This window comes from Singulisphaera sp. GP187 (genome assembly GCF_900129635.1).
Lineage (GTDB): Bacteria > Planctomycetota > Planctomycetia > Isosphaerales > Isosphaeraceae > Singulisphaera.
On record NZ_FSRB01000003.1, the window covers coordinates 1,011,474 to 1,030,835 of the forward strand.

Sequence of the window (19,362 nt, forward strand, 5' to 3'; positions counted from 1 at the left end):
GACTGGACATGAGTGACACTACCCAATTGTACAGACCCCGTCTACTTTCCCCGTTGCGAGGAGCTATTTAGTAATGCGTCTGGACGACAAAGAATCGTCGCGACCGATCGCTGGCGTGCAAGAAGATATCATATCTCAGGTCCTCATTATCAGCGGTCTTAACTTGCAATCGATACACGGATCTTTTGCCATCGAGTGTACTTGGATCCCACCATGAAGGAGGCTTGGCAGGGCCAGCCCCATAGTCATCGCTCGACACTCCTGTAAAAGCCTCGTCCTCGAATTTCTCGCTGACAATCGCTGACTTCAAAGCCTGAATGTCAACCGCCTCAAACATAAAAAATCCGACAACAGCCAAAGCCTTAAAATCGTAAACCTTTTGATAATTCAATTTTTTGAATTGTTCTTGTTCGCCGAAGATGACTTCCGAGGAGCGATAGGGCGGCTTGTTGGGCCCGCATCCATCAATCGCTACAGCCGCCACGCAGAACACGGTGATGAACAGTTCCATAGATGCATGCCACCCCTGGGTTTTGTTGTGCCAATATCTATCTGTGATGTAGATGGCCGTCTCAAGCCATTCGTCGCTCGTCCGGCATGAAGCCGTTGGTGCATCCTTGTTTCCCTGCTAAACATCCACTGTCTTGAAGGCGCCACGCTCGATAGTCCGCTGCAAGATCGATTTCTACAGGGGTTCAAAAATACGAATACCAGCATCACAGAACTCTTCAGTCCGAGAAGCCCGGAGGGCATTCTGACGACTTGGCTTTCCCCATCGCAATTGACGCATGGTTCCTGAAGGTGGACGATCCTGAATGCCGCAACCATACCTATAGGCTTGATTAATCGAGCACTTTCGACCACAGCAATTGTCGACAATGACATCAAAAATGTAAAACTGCTCCCAGTTGCCGCCTCTGCTTCCTCCGGATTCGGGCCCTTGATCGCGTTCATGACGTACAAAAATACTCTCAACGTCTACGGGAACCAGACCGAATGTGAGCGACTATAAGAATGGAAAAAATGGCTCCCTTGCTTTCACACCCTGTCCTTGCTTTCACACCCTGTCCTTGCTTTCACACCTCTCCGCAGCCGACTTGCAAGGCTCAGGCAATCGGGGACCCGCGAACGCCCGTTCGGTGGCGAGGAGCGGAGTCGACAGACGGCGCAATCGCTCGCGCTCGAGTCGACCCTCTGGAACCGAGGACGGCCGCGGAAATCGTAAATTCGCTCCGTCCCTTTCTTCCGCCCCACGTTAAGCTTTAAATCGTCAACCGGCGTTACACCGGCCCGACTCCACCCGTCCCCTCGGTTGGAGGTGTGTTCGGCGAATCGGACAGCAGTTTCTCCAGCGATGCCGCCGCCCTGTACAGTGCATATCGCTTACGGAGGATCTCGTGAACGTCGTCGAACGTGACGCAGTTGATTGCGTTCGAATCGATAATCACCTTGTTGGAACGCCACCGGAGCCGGGTGCGCTTCATGTCGTCCAGGCTTGCCGACCGCCCGATGACCAGCAGGCCGGTAAACGAGACGTGCCCGTAACCGAAGGTCTTCGTGAACCCATGACTCTTCTTGTAGTCGTCGAGGTTGAAGAACCAGTCCGTCAACTGACTGAATCCGTGCTCAAACCTCGCGCTCCACTCGGGGTTGGGCCGATTCGGCTGTTTCTTGAAGATACTATCAGGTCTGCCGTCCTCGAACTCGACCACACAGAAATGGGCGGCCGACTTGCTTCCCACGAGCAGGTCGGCCCTGTAGTCGCCGAAAAATGGAAACTCGTACGCCAATTCGGTCGCCGGTCCGATGTCCGGGGCGAAGGTCCCAAGGAACGCCGACAGATGCCGGCTGGCCTTGAACAGCGGCTGGATGTCGTCCATCTCGGACAGGTCGACCTTTAACGCCAGGAGGGTTGCCAACGCGCTCAGTTCTGCCTCGAACAGGGCGTGGTCGAACGTGATCGACTCGAGTACAGCACCCACTCGCGAGTCCCTCTAGTGGGCGGCGGTCGTCATGATGGATTGCTTCTTGGCGACGTCGAGGACTGTGATCGTGTCGCCTTCGATTGTGAAGAAAATCCTGGTGTCCGTGCTCGTCCGGAACACGTGGACACCGGGTATCTCAGCCAGGGTGTGCGAGTTCTCTCGCACGAACGGGTCGCCGTCCCAGTTAGCAAGGTGATCGAACCAAGCGTGGACCCGTCGGACCTCATCGGGGCCGAGTGTGCGCAGGGCTAAATCGACCGCAGGTGTGGTGACAACATTCTTCATAATCTTATTCTACACCGCCGCTGGCCGACTGCCAGCCCCAAGAATTACGGGGTGCACAGGCCAGGCACCTAGAATCTTTGTAGCGGCGGTGTGGGAGCATGTTACCGAAGCGGACGAGTAACCAGGCATTTCAGCGAAGCAATCTGGGGGCTTTAGAAAAAACCAGCAGGCCAATTCTGACGACGAGCAATCCAAAGCCCCCCCCATTCTCTCTGGCTTACTCTCCTTGAATACCAGACTAGACGGGAACGGAAACGGGGACAGGCTCGAGTTGCTCCGCGACGGAGTCCCTGAAATCATCGTGCCCGACGCTGGACTCCGCGAGTTGGGGGCACGAGGACCGGCCGATCCGGTTTTTCAGGAGATTCCGCGTCTCCCCTGGCTGAAGATCGTCCCCACGCCTCCGACACCGCCGCAAGTGCTGGTCTGGAACCTCGGTGCTGGCGAGAGTTCCGTGCTCTCGGTCACGCTGCCCGCCTGAATGGCGAGCGAGCAGAGCGAGACTCAACTCCTGGCCGACTTTCCACCCCATGAAAAAGAACGACGGCGGCCCGATTCCTCGATCGGGCCGCCATCGTTCCCTGAATGATTCGCTGCCTGTCGACTCGTCACGACCCGAGCCAGGCTCAGTTCGCCTTGGGGGCCAGGCTCGGGGAGCCGGGCAGGGGGGGAGAGCGACCGTCTTCTCGGTGGCCGCGGGCACGATCTTGCTGGCGGCTTGGCGAACCTGGGGCGACTGATCAGAGGAGGCCATCTCGGCGAGTCGCTCACGCACTTCCGGGGAGAGCCGGCCGGCCAAGGCTTCGACGGCGCTGGCGCGGACCGAGGGGTCGCTGTCGCGAGTCAACTGGAGGAACCAGACGACCGGGTCGATGTCGGTCCGATCGCGGAGCAAGGGGATCACCGAGACCCGCAGCGCCGGCTTGGGATGGTAGATCATTTTGCCAAGGCTGATCTGCTCATCCGTCAGGCCGCGCGTCTTGAGAATGGCCTCAGCCGTCTCGGGAACGCCGGGCTCGGGATCGTAGAGCCGCTTCAGAAGCGATTCTTCGGTCAGCAGAGCGCGACGGGCGGCGAACGAGATCATCACCTGGCGGCGGACCTCGCCGGCCCCTTGGCTCATGTCTTCGAGATAAGGGATCGCGGGAGCGGCCGCCGAGTTGATCGGCAGGGTGCCCAGGCAAGCGACTGCGGCCAACCGAACCTTGGGGGCGCGGTCAGCCAGGGCACGAACGACCGGCGTGTGCAAACCCAACTTCCAGTCGGCCAGCAGATCCTCTTCGACGGGCGTGGGCGCTCGGCCAGGCAGCCAGCCCCAGAGCCGGCTTACTTCGGAGAGGGCCGAGACCCGAACGTTGAGGTCGGCATCGGCCATGCCCGAGGCCAGAATGTCGTGGACCGGCGGGAGGACCTTGGGCCAGGAGGCCGGAGCTCCCTCAGACGAGACCGAGAACCGATTCAGGATCTTGGTGGCCACGTTCAGCGCCGTGGCTCGGCCGTAAGACCCGTACTTCCGATAGCCCGCCCGAACCGCCGCCAAGGTGTCGAGCCACTGCGGCGTCTCGTCCTCGTTGATCCCCGGCTTGTTGGCAGACACCTGCTCGTAGAGGGCGGTCAACGCTTTCGCATCGCCGTCCCGCAACGCCGGAGCCAGCACGGCGAGTGGGGAGTTCGCGTCGAGCTTCACCGCGATCGGTCGAGCCACCGGTTTGCGATTCACCCACCGGTATCCACCGATCGCCAACCCCGCCACAACTCCCAAGCTCAGAACGCCCGCAATCCAAACGCCCGTTTGCCGTCGCTCTGGCATGGTTGCCTCCGTGCAAAGACCGTAATCCTCCCAATCCATTGGAGCGGCATCATAGTGCGAATCCGAGATCCGGCAAGATCATTTACTCAAGCCTTCCAGGCAGGACAATCAAGCTGCCTAAAACCCCTTGCTTCCCAACAACCCCGAAAATTGCCGCAATCGGGGGAAGCTCGATCAGGTCTCAGGCCGGTTCGACCGATTAATAAGCAAGGTGAACGCGAGGGCTACGGGGGAGGAGACCCCGACAGCTCCCCTGGCGTTCCGCGGCTTTTGCCTCAACGGAGTTGCCATGAATTCCCCCGTGGATCGCCGAAGGCTGGCGACCTGGACGATCGCGCTGGCAGCGTTGGCGGCCGGGATCTGGAACGGGTCCCCCGCCTGGGCCGGCACCTCGAAGCCGGATCCGGCGCAAGTCGTCCCGATCGACCAGATCGCGCCAGAGTTCCGCGAGAACGTGTCGGAGGTCATCCGCGACCATACGTTCCATCGCAAGGGCGCGCCCGAAACGTTTCCGTGCAACCCACGGATCTACCTGAGTCTACTCAACGAGCCTGCGCTGACGCTGGCTCTCTGGCAAGACCTGAGCACCTCACCGGTCCAGCTTCAGCAGATCGGTCCGAATCGCTACCAGGGGAATGACGGCAACGGGGCGAAAGCGTCCTGGGAGTTCGTCCACCGCTCCCCCAAGCTTCACGTGCTCTTGTGCAACCTCGACTATACCAGTCCGCGGGGTGCGGCCCACCTTCAGGCTCGGATTGTGCTGATCGTGCACTCGGGCTATTATCGCGAAGTCAACGGCGAGCACTGGGTCCAGCACGACGTCGAAGCTTACGTCAAGGTCGATTCCAAAGGGTGGAAAGCGGTCGCCCGCACGATTCGCCCGCTGATCGAAAAGCTGCTCGAAGACCAGGTCCGCGAGGCGGGTTGGTTCGTGTCACTGATGGGACGCCTGGTCGGAATGTACCCCAACTGGGCGTGTCAGGTCACGATGAAGCAGGATCAGATCCAAGTCGACACGCGCGAACGTTTCCGTGATGTGGTGATCCAGACCCGACGTGCCGGGGCCTTCACTGGTCGGCCAACGCTGGTCGACAATGTTCCGGCGGACCCGGCGGTCAAGCGTCGTTGATCTCAATCGGGGCCGTTTTTTATTCCCACTCCCTCGGTCGAAATGGATTTCGAGCGAGGGAAGTCTGTGGGAACGGAATCGAATTGAACCGAAGAGCCTTCAGACGAGGGGCCAGGATGCACCCCACTCTGCGACACTGCCTGGAGGCGACGTCCCGCGTCGTCTCCCGCCTGTTGCCTCAAGGATGCCGACCTCCGCAACCGAAAACGCGGCGCCGGGCCGCGCCCGAGCTGACGGCGCTGGAAGACCGCATTCTTCAGTACTTCAGCGTCGACGCCACGGTCGTTCCCTCGACCCTCTGGCCGCCGAACGACCGTTATGTGCCGGTGACCGTCACCGGCACCGCCCGCGAGTTCACGGTCGTCAATAACAAGCAGGTCTTCGAGGAACTCGGCGGCCCGAAGCGGGCGACCTTCCAGGTGACCGACGAATACCGCCGCGACGAGCCTTCCGGGCCGCTCACGCTCGAAGACCAGGGGGGCGGCAAGTTCACCTTCTCCGTCACCTTCCACCTCCAAGCCCGGCGTGCCGAGCAATTTATCGCCGGTCGCCGTTATTATATCAACGTCGCGGCGCGTGACATCGACGGCTGGGCGGCCAAGCAAATCGCCGTCCAGGTCCCTCGGAGCTTGGATGACCGAGGGCCCGGCCCGCTCCAAGATTTCCCCTCGCGTAAGCACGTGAAAATGACGGCCCACGGACATCCCAAGGCCCCGAATCAGGGCCGACTGGTGAAATGACCGAAGCGGGGCGATGATCGATGATCCGTCGATCATCGCAAGACCCCGAGCGGCAGCTTGAGCACCCCCGCGAAGAACGTGACGGCGGTCTCGGCCACGAGGATCGACGCATCAACGGCGACCGACGGGTTCTTGAGCGTGCCGGTCACGCGTAGCTTCAAGAGCCGGTTGGAAAGATAGCTCCCAATCCGGGCGATCGCCTGCTCGCTCCGTCCCAGCACGTTGCTCAGACCGGGGATCCGTGAGACCAGGACCAGGCCCGTCTCGGGGATGATCTTGTTGGTATTCACCAACACTTCCAGATTTAACTGAGTGTCGAAACCAACCGTCCCCGTGATATGCAACTGCACGAGCCGTCCCTCCAGGGCGAACGACTCGATGATCAGTTGCCGATTGGCGATCGTGCCCACCAGGTCACCGTCCTCGAACAGGCCGCCACGCGCGGACCCGAGAAACCGCTCAACCTCGCGGAAGACGGGAATCGAAAAAAGGGCAGCGTCGTCGAGATCAAGATTCACCTTACCTCGATAACGCTCGGGCAAATTCAGGTCGGTCCCGGACAGGGAAATCTGCCCTGAGATCCGGCCGGTTGCCAGCCGGTTCGAGTCGGAGCCGAGCCGGTTGAGCGTGTGGAGGTCGACGCCGGTGAGCTGGACCTGCCCCTGAAACGAGCGATCCGTACCGACCCGGAACGAGCCGTCGCCACGGACCTGCCCCCCCGCGACCCGAGCAAAGCTCGGGCGAATCTGGACCGTGCCGGCTCCACTCGCCGGACTGAAGACGACAACGACCGGCGCTTGGAACTCACGGATCGGCAGCCCGGCAAATTGGGCCTGATCGACGGTGAGCCCCACATTGGCGCGGAGCTCTTGGTCAAACCGACCCGAGCACTGGAGCGTCCCGAGTCCACTGATCTGGCCGGCCAGCATCGGAGCAACGACCAACATCCGCTTGAGGGCCGCCCGTTCGATTCTCAGGTTGAAACCGACCTCGGGATTTCCTTGGGCCGGGGTCGTTCCCCAGAAAAGGCCACTGGCCAGCCCTCCCATCAACTCACCGTTCAATGGTTCGACACGCCAGGTCGTCGGCGTCTTCGCGACCACCCCTCGCAGCCGGCCCACCGGCTCCTTTCGGTCCCATTTGAGGTCGTCAAGGTCGAGGAATCCGTGCAACCAGACGCCCTTCGCGACCCCCTCCAGGACCCCACGGAGGTTGGCGTCGATCGCCCCTTGACCGGAGAGGAGCGCGGGGCTGCCCGTGATCTGGAACGCCTTCCAGATTCGATCGAGCGAGAACCCGACGAAGCGGAACTCGCCGTCGGAGGCTTGCCCCAAAGGCGGCGGCGGAGCGGAGCTCAGGGGGACTTCGCCCAACGCCTTGAGTTTCCCTCCCAGGCTGTCGGCGGTCACCTCGTATTTCAAAACGCCTTGATCGGTGCGGATCGAAGCGTGGACCTGCTCGGCCGGGATCCCCTGAAAGGTCAGGTCGGGGGACGCAATCCGCACCTTGGCTTCGATGCTCTTCGCGTTGGCGGGAACGACGAAAGCCACGCTGCCCTCAGCGCGTCCGGTGAGCTTGAGCCCCTGCCCGGGTATCGAGGCGCTCAGTTGAGCGGTATCGATCTCGCGAAACGTAAGATTCCCCTCGGCCGCCCCACCGCCGGCCACCGGGATGGTCGCCTCGGCCGAGAGCCGCCCGCCGAACGGCCGCGCCTCGACGTCCGAGATCAAGACCGCGGCGTGATCGGTCATCCAGCGAAACGGGACGTCACCGAGCGGCACCGGCCCCGCCTGGAAGTGACCGATCCGGCCCTTGCCGTCCGTCGTGATCGTCCAGGGGGACATTGTCCCCTCCGCCTCGGCCTGGGCGCTCAGCGTGCCAGTCACCGGCGAAGGCTGGGGCGCGTTCGGCACCCAACTGGCGATCGACGCCAGGTCCCAATCTTCGACATTCAACGTGGCCTGATACTTGAGCGGTGGCCGCAAGTCGAGCTCCCCCTTGACGGTCAAGGGGTGTCCGGCCATCTGAGCCGTCAGGCTCGGAAGATCGAGGCGGCCCTCCTTCAACTGGAACTGGAGCGCGACCCGGTCGAGGGTCGCGCCTCGGTATCTGATCTGAACGCTCTCGGCGTTGCCCAAAGCGGTCCAAGCGGCGGGATCGCCGGCCTTGGCGAGGTCGCTCTTCGCCTCGACATTCATTGAGGCGAGTCCGCCGAGCGGCGTCGGCCGGGGAAAAAAGGGCGCGGAGAGCTCGCACAACGGAAGCTGGTTCCCCTCGAACCGTGCTGAAAATCCACCCGGAGGCGCAATTTCCGCGCGAAGGTTGCCGCGGAATCCGCCGGGGGGCAACGGCCCTTGCGCCGGAACGAGCGGCGCCGACTCCCTTGGCGGATTGTCAGGGCCTCCGTCGGGCCGAGCGACCAGGACACCGCGCAGCTCCTTCAGATCGAGAATTCCGTTCTCAAGCGCAAGGCGGGCGGTCAGAAGCGTGAAGTCGACCTTGAAGACCGAGGCCTCCTTCAGAGTCACATCACCATGAAAAAGATACTGTTTAATGTCGCTAAGCTGACCGAGCGGAAGGGTCGCCTTGGCCTTCAGGCTCAGCTTCCCGGTGATCGGGATCGGAAACGGGAAGGCCGTGACGAACTGAGCTTTGGCGATTAATTCAGCCACATCCACATCTTCCAACTCGATCTCGGTCGAGATCGTCTTGGGTAATTGCACCGCGAACTTGCGTGGTTCTTCGGTCGGGGACGCCGGCTTCTCAGGGTCCGTCGGCGCCTGAACTGCAACCAGCCCCTGGGCGACAAGTGCCCCCCCGATCGACTTCAAACCGAGCGCGGGACGCGTGAAAAGCGACGCTGACAGCCCTCGGAAGAGCCGCTCCACTCGCGTTTCACCGGGCGCCTTGGTGTCGTATTCCAGTTCGGTGCCGTGGGCCCGCATCGCCAAGCGAAGCAATTTGACGGGGATCCCACGGATGCTCGCGTGCTCCACGTTGGCTTCGCCGGTCGAACCCGAGAGGTCGATTCCCGATGGGTTCAGCACCGCATGAAGCGCGACCTTCCCGGTCAGCAGTCCGGTAATCCCGGACTGATCCAGTTGCCAGAGTTTGGGCGTTTCCTCGACCTTGATCTTCCTCAGTTCGAGGTTGAGATGAATTTGAGGGGGAGAGCGACCAAAATCCAGCGTGCCGCCGCCGTCAACCTGCCCTCCGAGCGTCTGCCCCTGAACCCGGTCGACCCGGACGAGGGCGCCGTCGACCCGCAACCTGCCGGTGGTCTGGGCCGCCGCCAGCTCCAAGGTCGGAAACCGCGCCGAGGTACCGAGCAAGGTGACCTCGGTGTTCACCTGCAACTCCGGGGTTCGGTCGGTGGTCCAGTCGAGGCGAACCTCCAGGTTGACCGGCCCGCGGGGGACGACGTGGGTCCAGATTTCCGAAGGAATGAACGGCACGCGCGCCAACATCTTCGGATCGGCCTCGACCCGGGCCCCTTTCAGAAGCACGTCACCGCAGCGATCGCCCGGCGCGATCGCTCCCGACGCGGTCCATTGGCCCCAGGTCGGGTCATGGGTGCGTCCGGTAAGCGCCAGGACGCGTCCGCTGGCATCAGGCTCGAGCTGGGCGGCCACTCCGGAGACGACCATGTCGTCAACGTCCGGAGTCCCCGCGCGATGGAACACGACCCGCGCGTCCTTGACCGAAATCGTCGGGAGTCGAAGCGCCTGACCCTCGATCCCCTTCAACCCGGGCAAGTTGAGAAACTGGCCGGCGTCATCGACCCGGAGCGTGATCGCGGGCCGCTGGAGCACGATCCGAGCCGGAAAAAAATGGCCGCGGAGCAACCGCCAGAGCGAGAGGTCGGTCGACACCCGTTCGACCGAGGCGAACAGGGCGGAATCGGCGGAGGACTGTTCGTGGACGGCGAGGCCGATCACCCCCGCCGATTGGCCATTGAGCCACCAGTCGCGAATCGTGGCCCTGCCTTCGAATTGTCCTTGAATCGCGCGGACGATCAAGGCGGGGACCACCCAGCTCCGAACCACGACGAACGCAAAGAGGGCCACGACCAACCCGCCCCCGAGCGTTTTCCAGACCTTGGTTGAGATTGGCATCGACGGGGTCCCTCTGGATTCGCGGGTGGGCCAATCAATCGACAATCCGCCCATGTCTCACGATGCAAAACTCTTACCGCCCAACGGCCAATAGCAATGTTGGGAACCAACTTCCGTGTGGAATCGGCGAATTAACCTGCACAAAGGGGGGCAGGGGAGCAACGAGTCCTCGAGAAACCGGAGGACCAGGGAGAAACGGTAACGGAATCGTGGCCGCAAACTTGACCTTCCTGGAATCCCGCAAACCCTCTATAGTTTGCACGACCTATCTCGACATGATACCCAGGACGATATCGTCGCTCAGACAGACAAGGAGGTCTGATGAGTCACTCGTTTACCTTTCGGCCCGACACGTGCGATGAAGAAGTCTTCAACGCAGTCAACGTGTGCAACGAATACCGACTGCCCGACTCGTTCCGGCCCGACGACATCATCCTCGACATCGGCACGCACATTGGCAGCTTCTGCAATGCCGCGCTCGAGCGAGGAGCCCAACACGTCTACGGGTTCGAGGCGTTCATCAAGAACTTCGACTGCGCCCGGAGAAACCTCTCCTCCTACGGCGACCGCGTTTTGATTCAGAACAAGGCAGTTTGGCGCTCCGATAAACCGGTCAAGACGTTGACCTTCTCCTCGCTTGAGGATCAGAACAACGCCGCCGGCCACGTCATCGGCGCCCAAGGGGGAACCGGCGTCGATGCGGTGGCCTTCGACGAGATCGTCATGAACGTGACCCGCAACGGTCGCAAGCGAGTGCGCCTGGTAAAACTCGACTGCGAAGGGTCGGAATACACGATCCTCTTCACGTCAAGAAAAATCCACCTCATCGATAGCATCATCGGTGAGTATCACAACTTTAGCGACAACTACAACAACGGACCGGGCGAAGATCACTTTTTCCACAAGATCCCCGACCACGCCAAGGTCAACGGCCACGATCGCTTCATTCACGAAGACCTCGATCTCTTCCTGACGCAGGCCGGCTTCGACGTGACGATCGTTCCCCACCCGGACATCCCCAACCTCGCCGGCTGGTTCTTTGCGCATCGGATTGCGCCCCCGTCCCAGATCCGCGATCGGATCCAGTGGCACTGGGACGGCGTCCGGCATAAGCTCGAACGGCTCCGCAAGGCGGCCTGAGACCGCCCGAGCCCCCCGTTGACGTTGCCTCGGGCGGGCCGGGGCCGAGTCCATTGCCGACCCGTCCACCCGCCCGCTCAACTCAAGCGATAGCGAACGACGACAGCGGTCACATTATCGGGGCCGCCCCGTTCGATCGCCCGGTCGATTAGCCGTGAGCAGGCCGCTTCGGGACGTTCGGAATCGGCAAGGATCTCGGCGATCGCCTCGTCGGCCACGGGCTCGGTCAACCCGTCGGAGCAAAGCAGCAGGACGTCGCCATCGGCCACCTTGAGTTTGTGGATCTCGGCGAACACCCCTTCGCGAGGCCCACCGACCACGTTGGTCACGATGTTGCGGTTGCGATGCCGCTTGGCATCCTCGGGCGTAATCGCCCCCCCTTGAACCAGGACCTGCACGAGGGTGTGGTCGTTGGTCAACTGCTCGAGCTCACCATCGTGAAACAGGTAGGCACGCGAGTCACCTGCATGCACGATGAAGAGGTCGCTCCCCACGCTGTAGGCGATGGTCATCGTCGTGCCCATGCCGTGCAACCGGGGATCGACGCTGGCACGCTCGATGACGTCCCGGTCGGCACGCTCCAACCCCTGACGGAGTTGCGTGAAAAGCGCGTGCTCTTCCCGACCCTCAAGGTGGAGAAACCACTTGAGCGTGTCCAGGACGTACCGCTCCACACTCTGCACGGCCACCGCGCTCGCATGCTCGCCCGCCGCCGCCCCCCCCATGCCATCGGCGACGATCATCAAGTAACCTTCCAGCTCCGAGAGCCGAGTTCCCTCGGTATCGGGCAGACTGGTCGCGCAGATCGTCATCGACTTCGCCATCCGCGCGATCATGAAATGGTCTTCGTTCTTGGTCCGCACCTTCCCCTTGTCCGTCATCCCGGCAAACTCGACCCGGACCGTCTGCGGTGATTCCCGACCGGGGACAGGCCCAGTGCCAGGCACTTCAAGCGATTGCGTGGAAGGAGATTCCAGACTCGACATGGGGATCCTCACTCCTGGCGCAACAGGGGGACCGCGGGCGATCTGGAGAAACTACCACGCAAAATCAGGGCCAGATCTGATTTCGAGACGAGAATAATCCGAGCGAGCCCGCGTGTCGAGATCCGAAACGCCTCACCCTAAATCCTTCTAATCCACCAAAACAGACAATCAGCAGATTCCGCCCATTCAGACGGCTCCCTGCAAAACTCGGCCCCGGAACGAGATCGCGGACTCGATGCACGCTCGCGTGGTGCGCTGCAACCGCGGCAGCACCACCACCAAGGCTGTCAGCTCCCGTTTGGAACCAGAGTTCAGTCCTGGGACCCCGGGCGCCCCACCCGCTCTTAAATCCAATTCACATCAACAAAACACAAAAATTTAAAATCTAAATAATTTAATAGATTTTCAGTCGTAATGCCCGCGGCCCCAGGGGGGGGAAGAGGAACGCCCTCGCCGGTTTTCGTGCCAGCAGGGCGGACCAGGACCACACATACAAACACGCTGTTATTATCCGTCATCAATCTGACGGGAGAGAACCGGAGGGCTCACGGGTTGACAATCAGCTTCGCGGTGCGTTCCGCGATGGCGCCGATGGTTCTGGAGGGATTCACGCCGAGCGCTCGAGGAAAGACCGCTCCATCGCAGACGTAGAGGTTGGGATAACCGAAGACTTCGCATTTGTGGTCAACGACGCCTTGCCCTGGGCCGCTGGCCATGGCGCAGCCGCCGAGGGGGTGGGGCGTGATCAACGACTTGCCGAGCGTCCACATTGGCGGCACCAAGGGCATCCCGCCCGTGACCGTCGAGAGTTTCTTGTGCATCGCGATGATCGTGTTGATTGCCGCTTCGCTCTTTGCGGAGTCCCAATCGAGGTAGAGTTTCTTCGGACCGAAGAAGTACCAAGGGCGCTTGAGCCGGAACGTCCCGTTGCCGGCATCGACGCCCTGGGCGAACCAGGGCATCACGCCTTTCGCCGGGTCGACCTGTTGCAAACCGAGGCGAATGCCTTCGACAAGGCCTTTGAGCACCAGGTTGCGAACGTCCGTCGAACCGGTTCGCAACGCGTCGTTGACCAGGTTGGGCCAGCCGCCGTCCTCGATCCAGAAGCTCTGGTTGTTGACGCTTCGGTCCAGGAAATCGATCGCGCTGGTGATCGTGGGACCGATGCTCGGATCGATCTCCCGCGACGGGTAAATCGCCGGGGTCAGGAAGTCTCCGTTGCTGCTCCAGTTTTTACCCAGGAACGGGCTCAGCCTGGGGAGCGATCCGGTCCGATCCCGACAATTCAAGAGGAGGTCGGTCGAACCGAGCGAGCCGGCCGCCACAATCACCTTTGCACCCGTGACTTGCCCCGAGACGCGCTGGCCGGAGACGATCCGGTCGTAAAAGACACGATAGCCAGCGCCTTCCGCAACGATGTTCGTGACGATGTGCAATTCGCGAACGTCGGCCCCATGTTTTTCAGCCCAGGGGATGTAGTTCTTGTCGAGGGTGTTCTTGGCATAAACCTCACATCCGATATCACAATTACCGAGATGAACGCACGTTCCTTGCGATACTCCCTGGGCGTTGGTGAAAGTCTTGCTGTCCGCGACCCGCGGGGGGTTGTCCGGATCGAGAGTGAGGTCCGGGTCGAACGAGACGGCCATTTCGATCAGCTTGAAGCGATCGCCGTAGCCGGCCTTCTCGGCCGCCTCTTTTATCAGCCGGGTGCGCGGAGTCCACTGGGAGACCGGGATGGTCTGGACGTTCATGAACCGGGCGACGGTGTTGTAGTGGGGCTTGAGCTCCGGATGGTTGATCTCGACCGGCCAGCCCTGGTCGAACGCATGCGGAGGCGCTTCGACGGAAATGCTGGCGTAGATGAGCGAGCCTCCGCCCACCGCCGCCCCCTGGGCGATCGCCATCTGGGGGAACACCCGCATGTCGATCCAACCGTTTTCTCGCTCGGGGGCGTCGTTGTCCCAGAACCAGGAGTCGGTCGCCTTCCTCGGATAGGTTTCCTTGGACCAGCGCCGGCCGCGCTCGAGGACCAGCACCTTGAGATTCGCCTCGGCGAGTCGGCAGGCCGTGATCGCGCCACCGAACCCGCTGCCGATCACGATCAGATCGAAATCGAAGCCCATGGGAAACCCTCTCCGGAAAGGCGAGCCGTAGTCAAAGCAACGACATGCGGATCAGTACGACTCCTGCCAGAGCGGGTCGGTGTCTCCCTGCCGGTAATAGGAAACGTTCGCGCTCTGTCCGTTCAGGGTCATGATCGCGAAGCCGTGTTTGAAGATCCCGTCCGCGGCGCCCATGTCCAGCGGTTTTCCGTTCTGGTGGAACACAGGAACGCCCGCGAGTTTCGGTGGATCGCCGGTCCCGTCCGCGAAGACCGGGACCGCCGCATGGCCGAGACAACGTCCTCGCTGGAGATTCTGGAAGGGGTCGTAAACCCCCAGCCGGTGTTCATGGCCCCAGAACCAGGCGGTAACTTGGGGGAGCGAGTCCTGGATCTGGCTCAACAGGACCGGATTCAACGACGAGCCGCCGATCGGGTCGTACGCTGAGAAGAGGGGATGGTGCGACAGGAACACAACCTTCTTGTTCCCCTTGTTAGCAACGAGCTGGTTGACCCAACTGGCCTCGCTCGACATCAAGAAGGTCGCCGATGAACCGCCCTGAATCGGGTCGAAGTCATGCACGCCGGTGTCCATCGCGATGAACAGCCAGTCGTCATTCTGGATCGCAAAGTAGCTGGCTCGCTGATCGAGCTGGTCGACCAGCCAGTAGTAACCCTCGCCGCCCGAATACATGTCGTGGTTTCCGGACAGGCTAAATCGCGTCGGCATCGACGCGCCAAACACGGATTCGCAGACATCCAGGAACCGCTCTTGCATCTCGTCCTGAGTGCCCGAATAGTAGACATCTCCCAGGTGCATCAGAATATCGGGCTTGAAGCCTTTGATCTGCTGAAGCAGGTCAAGCGCGTCTTGCGTGCCGGTGCCCCAGTCGCCAAACAGCGCGATCGTGGCATTGGCGGATACGGGGGTGGGGAGAAGGTTGTCCAACCCTGCTCGGTAGGGAATCTTATCTCCGTTTAATTGAAAATGTGTCACATATTCATTAACACATTTAACCCAGAACGGGTCACAAACGTTAAAATCAAATGCGTTCTGAAGCACCTGGACCTGTCCATCGGTTCCGAACACCTTGGCCTTGGCGATTTGGAGCGAGAGCGAGGCACAACGCTTGGCAGATTCAAGACCGCTCACCATGGGAGTCGCCGCGACGCCACCAAGACTTCTCGCCGCCCCTTGGGGAGCCAGTGCGAACGACTCAGGGATTCGCCCCTGCGCCAGTTCGTCGCGATCGAAAACCTGAGCGTTCGCCGCTTCGACCATGGTGTCGAGGTGGGCCTGCAGAGCAGAAGGGGCCGATGGAGCGGGCGCCTGCATCGCCGTGGCGGCGCGATGCGCGACGGCCGCTTGTTGCGCCTCGCGCTTGGCCACTCTCTCGACGACGCTCTGCCAGACCGAATCACGCGGATCGCGGACAGTCACAATATGGCGGTGTTTGGGCATGGGGATCCCTGTTCGTAATGAGTACCAGCGAGCGATTCACACGCGGGATGGGCCGTGATTTTCAGCGAAACGTCCGATGTTGGCCGATCGTAATTCGATCAGTTGCGATGCTTGTCGAGAAACTGCAAGAGTCTCGGAAAAATGTCGACGTGGACGTTTTTACCCATAAAAACATCCTGATGTCCATAGTTTGGAATCACAACCAGTTCGTGACGTCCGGGGACGATCTTTTCCAGCCGTTGATGGCAGACGATATTCGAGTCGAGAAACACGTGATTCTGCTCACCGGTCATGAACAGGACCGGGGTCTCGATCTCCTTGGCGAACGTCAGGTAGTCGTCGGGAAGCGTCTGAAACCGGGGATCGCCGGGCCTGAATTTCACGGCCGTATTGTGGTTCGCGACCATTTTCCGAACGTGGCGGTAATAGTTCATGCTCGTCCCGCCGTAGAGGTCGCCGCCACGCCGGTGGGTGACGTCGAGCAGGTTCTCATGGCTGTAAAGTGCGGGGAACCCCGCCCCCCACATGAAGCTGAGCATGTGACATTCGGGAACGTCGCACTCCCGATGAAACAACGAGACCGCCGTGCCGAACGCTTTGCCGATCGTCAGGCCGGGCTCGCGTCGCCAGTAGGGGTTAAGGTACTCCATGCCCAACACATACTCGGCCATGAACGGCCCGAACCCGAGCTTGAAGCGTGACCAGAGGGGGACCCTCGGCGTGAGCGAGACGCTGTTGGAGATCACGCTCCGAATTCCCGTCACGGCCTTGCCGAACAGGCTCATCATGAAGGAGACGGAGCCCAGACAGTGGCAGATCACGTGAATCCGCCGGTTCGGGCCGATCTGCTCACGAATCGTCGCCAGCGCCGGGGGGAAATCGTAGAGCGCGACGTCGTCCATCGTGAACGAGTGGCGCCTGAGGTTGTAGGGAAACCGGTTGCTCATCCGGAAGTCGAGCGTCCAGACGTCAGTCCACCCCTTGTCGAGCAGATAGGAGACAAGGTTGGTGTGTTCCGGCATGACATACATATCCGATGATGTAGTCAGCCCGTGAATGATCACGACCACGTCGTCGGAAGGCTCGCGGAGAAACCTCAAGAGACTGAGGCCGAGCTTGTCGGAGGTTGAATAAGGGTGGGTCGAGATCACGGCGTCCTTCACGCCTTCGGTCGTGTAGAGCGGAATCTCACGCTCGAACGGGGCCATCTTGGGCATGCAGGAGGGGCCGTAAACGTCCCAGAGACTTCCCAAGAAGAGCCGACCGAACTTATCGATCGCGGCGGCGCGGTCGGCCGAGTTCGGGCCGGAGGCGCGCATCGTTGTCAGCTCTTCCAGAAAGTCCATGGGCTCGATATGGATGATCCCGGTCGCGACGACGGTTGCGGACGCCTCTTGCTCGGCCGTCAAGTGGCCTTCGAGGATGTTCGTGTAAAGGGTCGTCGTCGCCGGCCAGACCGCGTTGCCGAGCACATCCTGCACGTCCTTGAACCCACTGAGCGTGAGCGGGCGGCCCTGGTCGTCGTGGAAGAAGAGGCGATACTTCATCTTCTTCCGACGGTTGTCGGCCGTATCGACGAACAGGTTGAACACTCCGGTCTCAACAGTCCGACGCCCGCCCAGTTTGTCGCACTGAACGTAACCGATCGCCTCGGCCTGGTGCTCCGGCGACGATACGAAATGATCCACATCGGCCGTTCGAATGGTGAGGTGGAACATCAGGAAATTGCCGTCGCGTCGACCCTGGTCGAAACCGTCCTGATAATTTGTTGGACCGAAGGTCACGTACCCTTTCATGTCCTCCGTGAATTCGAAACCGGTCACGGCCATTTCTCGGTTCCTTTCTTCCCCCGGGATCCACTGCGCGGGATATCTTCGTCAAAGATGAACTTATCATCCTCGTGTACCGAATGCGACAAACCAGATTATGATTTGTTTCAGGACAAAAGTGAGCGACGCCTCAATCGAATCGCACGACAACTCGACAAGAGCCGCCCCACGCGAACAAAACCCCTGCACCATCGACACGTCTTTCGCAAAACCCCCAATTAACAGGCGCCACCTAATCGCCTGGGTCTCCGTTTCTCACCGCTGCGGCTCAAGGCTCACTTGTCGCCCACGGGGTTCGGCTCCCGCTCCCGGTCGAAGCCGATCCGTGGTGAGATCGGCCGCCCGCACCCTCGTTCGATTGATACGTCCCAGCACCCGTTCAGCTAAATCAGGCTTGCTTACCTTTTCTTCCACGGTGAAATTCCAGTCGCCCCCTCACACAGACTTCGTCTCATCACCTACAGACTACAAGAGGATTCCGATCCAATACAAGTTTGTTTTCCGTTGAATCGAATCGGTTAAAACAGCGTGAATTGCGGGAAAATTCCAATCATAAGCCTTGACGCCAGAAGGCGCCGTGTGACAAACTCGGCCGTCGTCGTCACGCTCCGGCCACGTCAACCTGGCCCCGGGGTCGCCGCGCAGCCGGGATCCGCCACGACGATCGCCTGTCCGATCTGTGAAACATTAAACCAGTTCAAGTCGCCGGGGCTCACGCCTGAGGAGACCGAACCATGGTCACACGCAGACGAATTCTCCGTTGGCTGGCGGGTCCGCAACTCTTGCTCCTCGGAGGTTTCCTGACGGTGCCGGAGGTCGAGGCGGCGCACCTCGCCGGGATTGACGTGTCGCATTACCAGGGGGGGATCAACTGGTCGTCCGTGCACAGCGCGGGGACCACGTTCGCAATCACCAAGGCCACGGAGGGAACCGGCTACACCGATCCGTACGTCTACCAGAACATTGCCGGAATGAAGCAGGTCGGGATCATCCCGGGCGCGTACCACTTCGCTCGGCCCGGGACGGACCCGGTCGCCCAGGCCAACTACTTCACGAGCGTCGTCTACAACGCCAATGGCGGAAGCTTTTCCGGTCTACTGCAACTGGTTCTCGACCTCGAAACAACAGACGGCCAAACACCAGCTCATGTCTTTGCGTGGACTCAGGCGTTCGTCGCTCGCGTTCTGGCGGTGACGGGCCGGCCTTGTATCATCTACACAGGCTTTTACTTCTGGCGTGACAACGTCGGCAACCCAAACAACAACTTAAATTGCCCGCTCTGGCTGGCCGCCTACGTATCTGAAGCGCAAACAGCCGCGCTGACCCCTCAGGCCTGGTCAGGGGTGGGTTGGGCGTTCTGGCAGTACACGAGTTCGGGGGCTGTGCCGGGGGTCGCGGGAAACGTGGACCGCGATTATTTCCGGAACTCGGGGAGTTACCCCAACATCAACAACCTGCGAATCCCATAAGATTGGCCCGTTCCAGACCAACCAGGCCTTGGGTCAGGATCGAACCCGCCTGACGGCAAATGCGCCGTGATCGGAAGCCGTTGAATGACTGCGGCGACGACTTTGACTTCCCCGCTGCTCCGAGGATCGCCAGGGCGGGGCGGGTAAAAGTTCAGCCTATGGAAAACGCGACGGCTGCCGTCACGGCGATGGATAAAATGCTCGACCAACTAAGCAGCGGAACGCAAATCACTTCCCGATTTCAGAACGATTCACGGACGTGCCACCCAGGCTACAGCGGTTTTCCGTCGGATCGCGCACAGACCTAT

The 19,362-nt window shown here is 61.0% G+C and carries 13 protein-coding genes; 4 read left to right on the forward strand and 9 right to left on the reverse strand.

Features of this window, described 5'->3' with window-relative positions:
- Positions 1-67 precede the first annotated feature (67 nt).
- From BUS42_RS40045 to BUS42_RS40065, 4 genes are all read right to left on the reverse strand, one after another.
- Positions 68-511 (reverse strand): hypothetical protein, encoded by a 444-nt coding sequence (locus BUS42_RS40045; protein ID WP_074317226.1) that lies wholly within the window; start codon positions 509-511, stop codon positions 68-70.
- A 769-nt stretch (positions 512-1,280) separates the two neighbouring features.
- Complete coding sequence (locus BUS42_RS40050) at positions 1,281-1,982, reverse strand: Shedu immune nuclease family protein (protein WP_074317229.1); 702 nt, start codon at positions 1,980-1,982, stop codon at positions 1,281-1,283.
- A gap of 12 nt (positions 1,983-1,994) precedes the next feature.
- Positions 1,995-2,270 carry a hypothetical protein gene (locus BUS42_RS40055; protein WP_074317231.1) on the reverse strand — a complete coding sequence of 92 codons (276 nt, stop codon included), beginning with the start codon at positions 2,268-2,270 and terminating at the stop codon, positions 1,995-1,997.
- Between the two features lie 238 nt (positions 2,271-2,508).
- Positions 2,509-4,080, reverse strand: coding sequence for a HEAT repeat domain-containing protein (locus BUS42_RS40065; protein WP_254054103.1), 1,572 nt, complete (start codon positions 4,078-4,080; stop codon positions 2,509-2,511).
- Between the two features lie 289 nt (positions 4,081-4,369).
- Here BUS42_RS40065 and BUS42_RS40070 point away from each other — a divergent pair, with 289 nt between their 5' ends.
- Both BUS42_RS40070 and BUS42_RS40075 read left to right on the forward strand, forming a co-directional pair.
- Entirely contained in the window at positions 4,370-5,209 is an 840-nt protein-coding gene (locus BUS42_RS40070) for a hypothetical protein (protein ID WP_074317236.1), read from the forward strand.
- Between the two features lie 116 nt (positions 5,210-5,325).
- A complete protein-coding gene (locus BUS42_RS40075) occupies positions 5,326-5,949 on the forward strand; it encodes a hypothetical protein (protein WP_074317238.1) in 624 nt (207 codons plus the stop codon).
- Positions 5,950-5,981: 32 nt separating this feature from the next.
- On the opposite strand, the gene BUS42_RS40080 is transcribed toward BUS42_RS40075, so the two are convergent.
- Complete coding sequence (locus BUS42_RS40080) at positions 5,982-10,064, reverse strand: AsmA-like C-terminal region-containing protein (RefSeq protein ID WP_074317240.1); 4,083 nt, start codon at positions 10,062-10,064, stop codon at positions 5,982-5,984.
- Positions 10,065-10,385: 321 nt separating this feature from the next.
- On the opposite strand from BUS42_RS40080, the gene BUS42_RS40085 reads away from it, so the two are divergent.
- The gene (locus BUS42_RS40085) at positions 10,386-11,204 is read left to right on the forward strand and encodes an FkbM family methyltransferase (protein WP_074317242.1); all 819 of its coding nucleotides are present in this window, start codon (positions 10,386-10,388) and stop codon (positions 11,202-11,204) included.
- A 77-nt stretch (positions 11,205-11,281) separates the two neighbouring features.
- Here the strand turns inward: BUS42_RS40085 and BUS42_RS40090 are convergent, their stop codons facing one another.
- The 4 genes from BUS42_RS40090 to BUS42_RS44030 form a co-directional block, all read right to left on the reverse strand.
- Positions 11,282-12,190 carry a PP2C family protein-serine/threonine phosphatase gene (locus BUS42_RS40090; protein WP_074317245.1) on the reverse strand — a complete coding sequence of 303 codons (909 nt, stop codon included), beginning with the start codon at positions 12,188-12,190 and terminating at the stop codon, positions 11,282-11,284.
- A 545-nt stretch (positions 12,191-12,735) separates the two neighbouring features.
- On the reverse strand, positions 12,736-14,316 hold the full coding sequence (locus tag BUS42_RS40095) for a GMC oxidoreductase (protein WP_074317247.1): 1,581 nt from the start codon (positions 14,314-14,316) through the stop codon (positions 12,736-12,738).
- Between the two features lie 51 nt (positions 14,317-14,367).
- Positions 14,368-15,756, reverse strand: a complete 1,389-nt coding sequence (locus BUS42_RS40100; protein WP_074317254.1) for a metallophosphoesterase family protein — start codon at positions 15,754-15,756, stop codon at positions 14,368-14,370.
- Positions 15,757-15,854: 98 nt separating this feature from the next.
- Positions 15,855-17,585 (reverse strand): alpha/beta fold hydrolase, encoded by a 1,731-nt coding sequence (locus BUS42_RS44030; RefSeq protein ID WP_074317256.1) that lies wholly within the window; start codon positions 17,583-17,585, stop codon positions 15,855-15,857.
- Positions 17,586-18,319: 734 nt separating this feature from the next.
- Here BUS42_RS44030 and BUS42_RS40110 point away from each other — a divergent pair.
- Positions 18,320-19,054 carry a glycoside hydrolase family 25 protein gene (locus tag BUS42_RS40110; protein ID WP_074317258.1) on the forward strand — a complete coding sequence of 245 codons (735 nt, stop codon included), beginning with the start codon at positions 18,320-18,322 and terminating at the stop codon, positions 19,052-19,054.
- The last annotated feature ends 308 nt before the right edge of the window (positions 19,055-19,362 follow it).

Coding starts and splice junctions, on each gene's coding strand:
- BUS42_RS40070 (WP_074317236.1), top strand. CDS start 4,370: ATGAATTCCCCCGTGGATCGCCGAAGGCTGGCGACCTGGACGATCGCG.
- BUS42_RS40095 (WP_074317247.1), bottom strand. CDS start 14,316: ATGGGCTTCGATTTCGATCTGATCGTGATCGGCAGCGGGTTCGGTGGC.
- BUS42_RS40085 (WP_074317242.1), top strand. CDS start 10,386: ATGAGTCACTCGTTTACCTTTCGGCCCGACACGTGCGATGAAGAAGTC.
- BUS42_RS40045 (WP_074317226.1), bottom strand. CDS start 511: ATGGAACTGTTCATCACCGTGTTCTGCGTGGCGGCTGTAGCGATTGAT.
- BUS42_RS40080 (WP_074317240.1), bottom strand. CDS start 10,064: ATGCCAATCTCAACCAAGGTCTGGAAAACGCTCGGGGGCGGGTTGGTC.
- BUS42_RS40100 (WP_074317254.1), bottom strand. CDS start 15,756: ATGCCCAAACACCGCCATATTGTGACTGTCCGCGATCCGCGTGATTCG.
- BUS42_RS44030 (WP_074317256.1), bottom strand. CDS start 17,585: ATGGCCGTGACCGGTTTCGAATTCACGGAGGACATGAAAGGGTACGTG.
- BUS42_RS40110 (WP_074317258.1), top strand. CDS start 18,320: ATGGTCACACGCAGACGAATTCTCCGTTGGCTGGCGGGTCCGCAACTC.
- BUS42_RS40075 (WP_074317238.1), top strand. CDS start 5,326: ATGCACCCCACTCTGCGACACTGCCTGGAGGCGACGTCCCGCGTCGTC.
- BUS42_RS40055 (WP_074317231.1), bottom strand. CDS start 2,270: ATGAAGAATGTTGTCACCACACCTGCGGTCGATTTAGCCCTGCGCACA.
- BUS42_RS40065 (WP_254054103.1), bottom strand. CDS start 4,080: ATGCCAGAGCGACGGCAAACGGGCGTTTGGATTGCGGGCGTTCTGAGC.
- BUS42_RS40090 (WP_074317245.1), bottom strand. CDS start 12,190: ATGTCGAGTCTGGAATCTCCTTCCACGCAATCGCTTGAAGTGCCTGGC.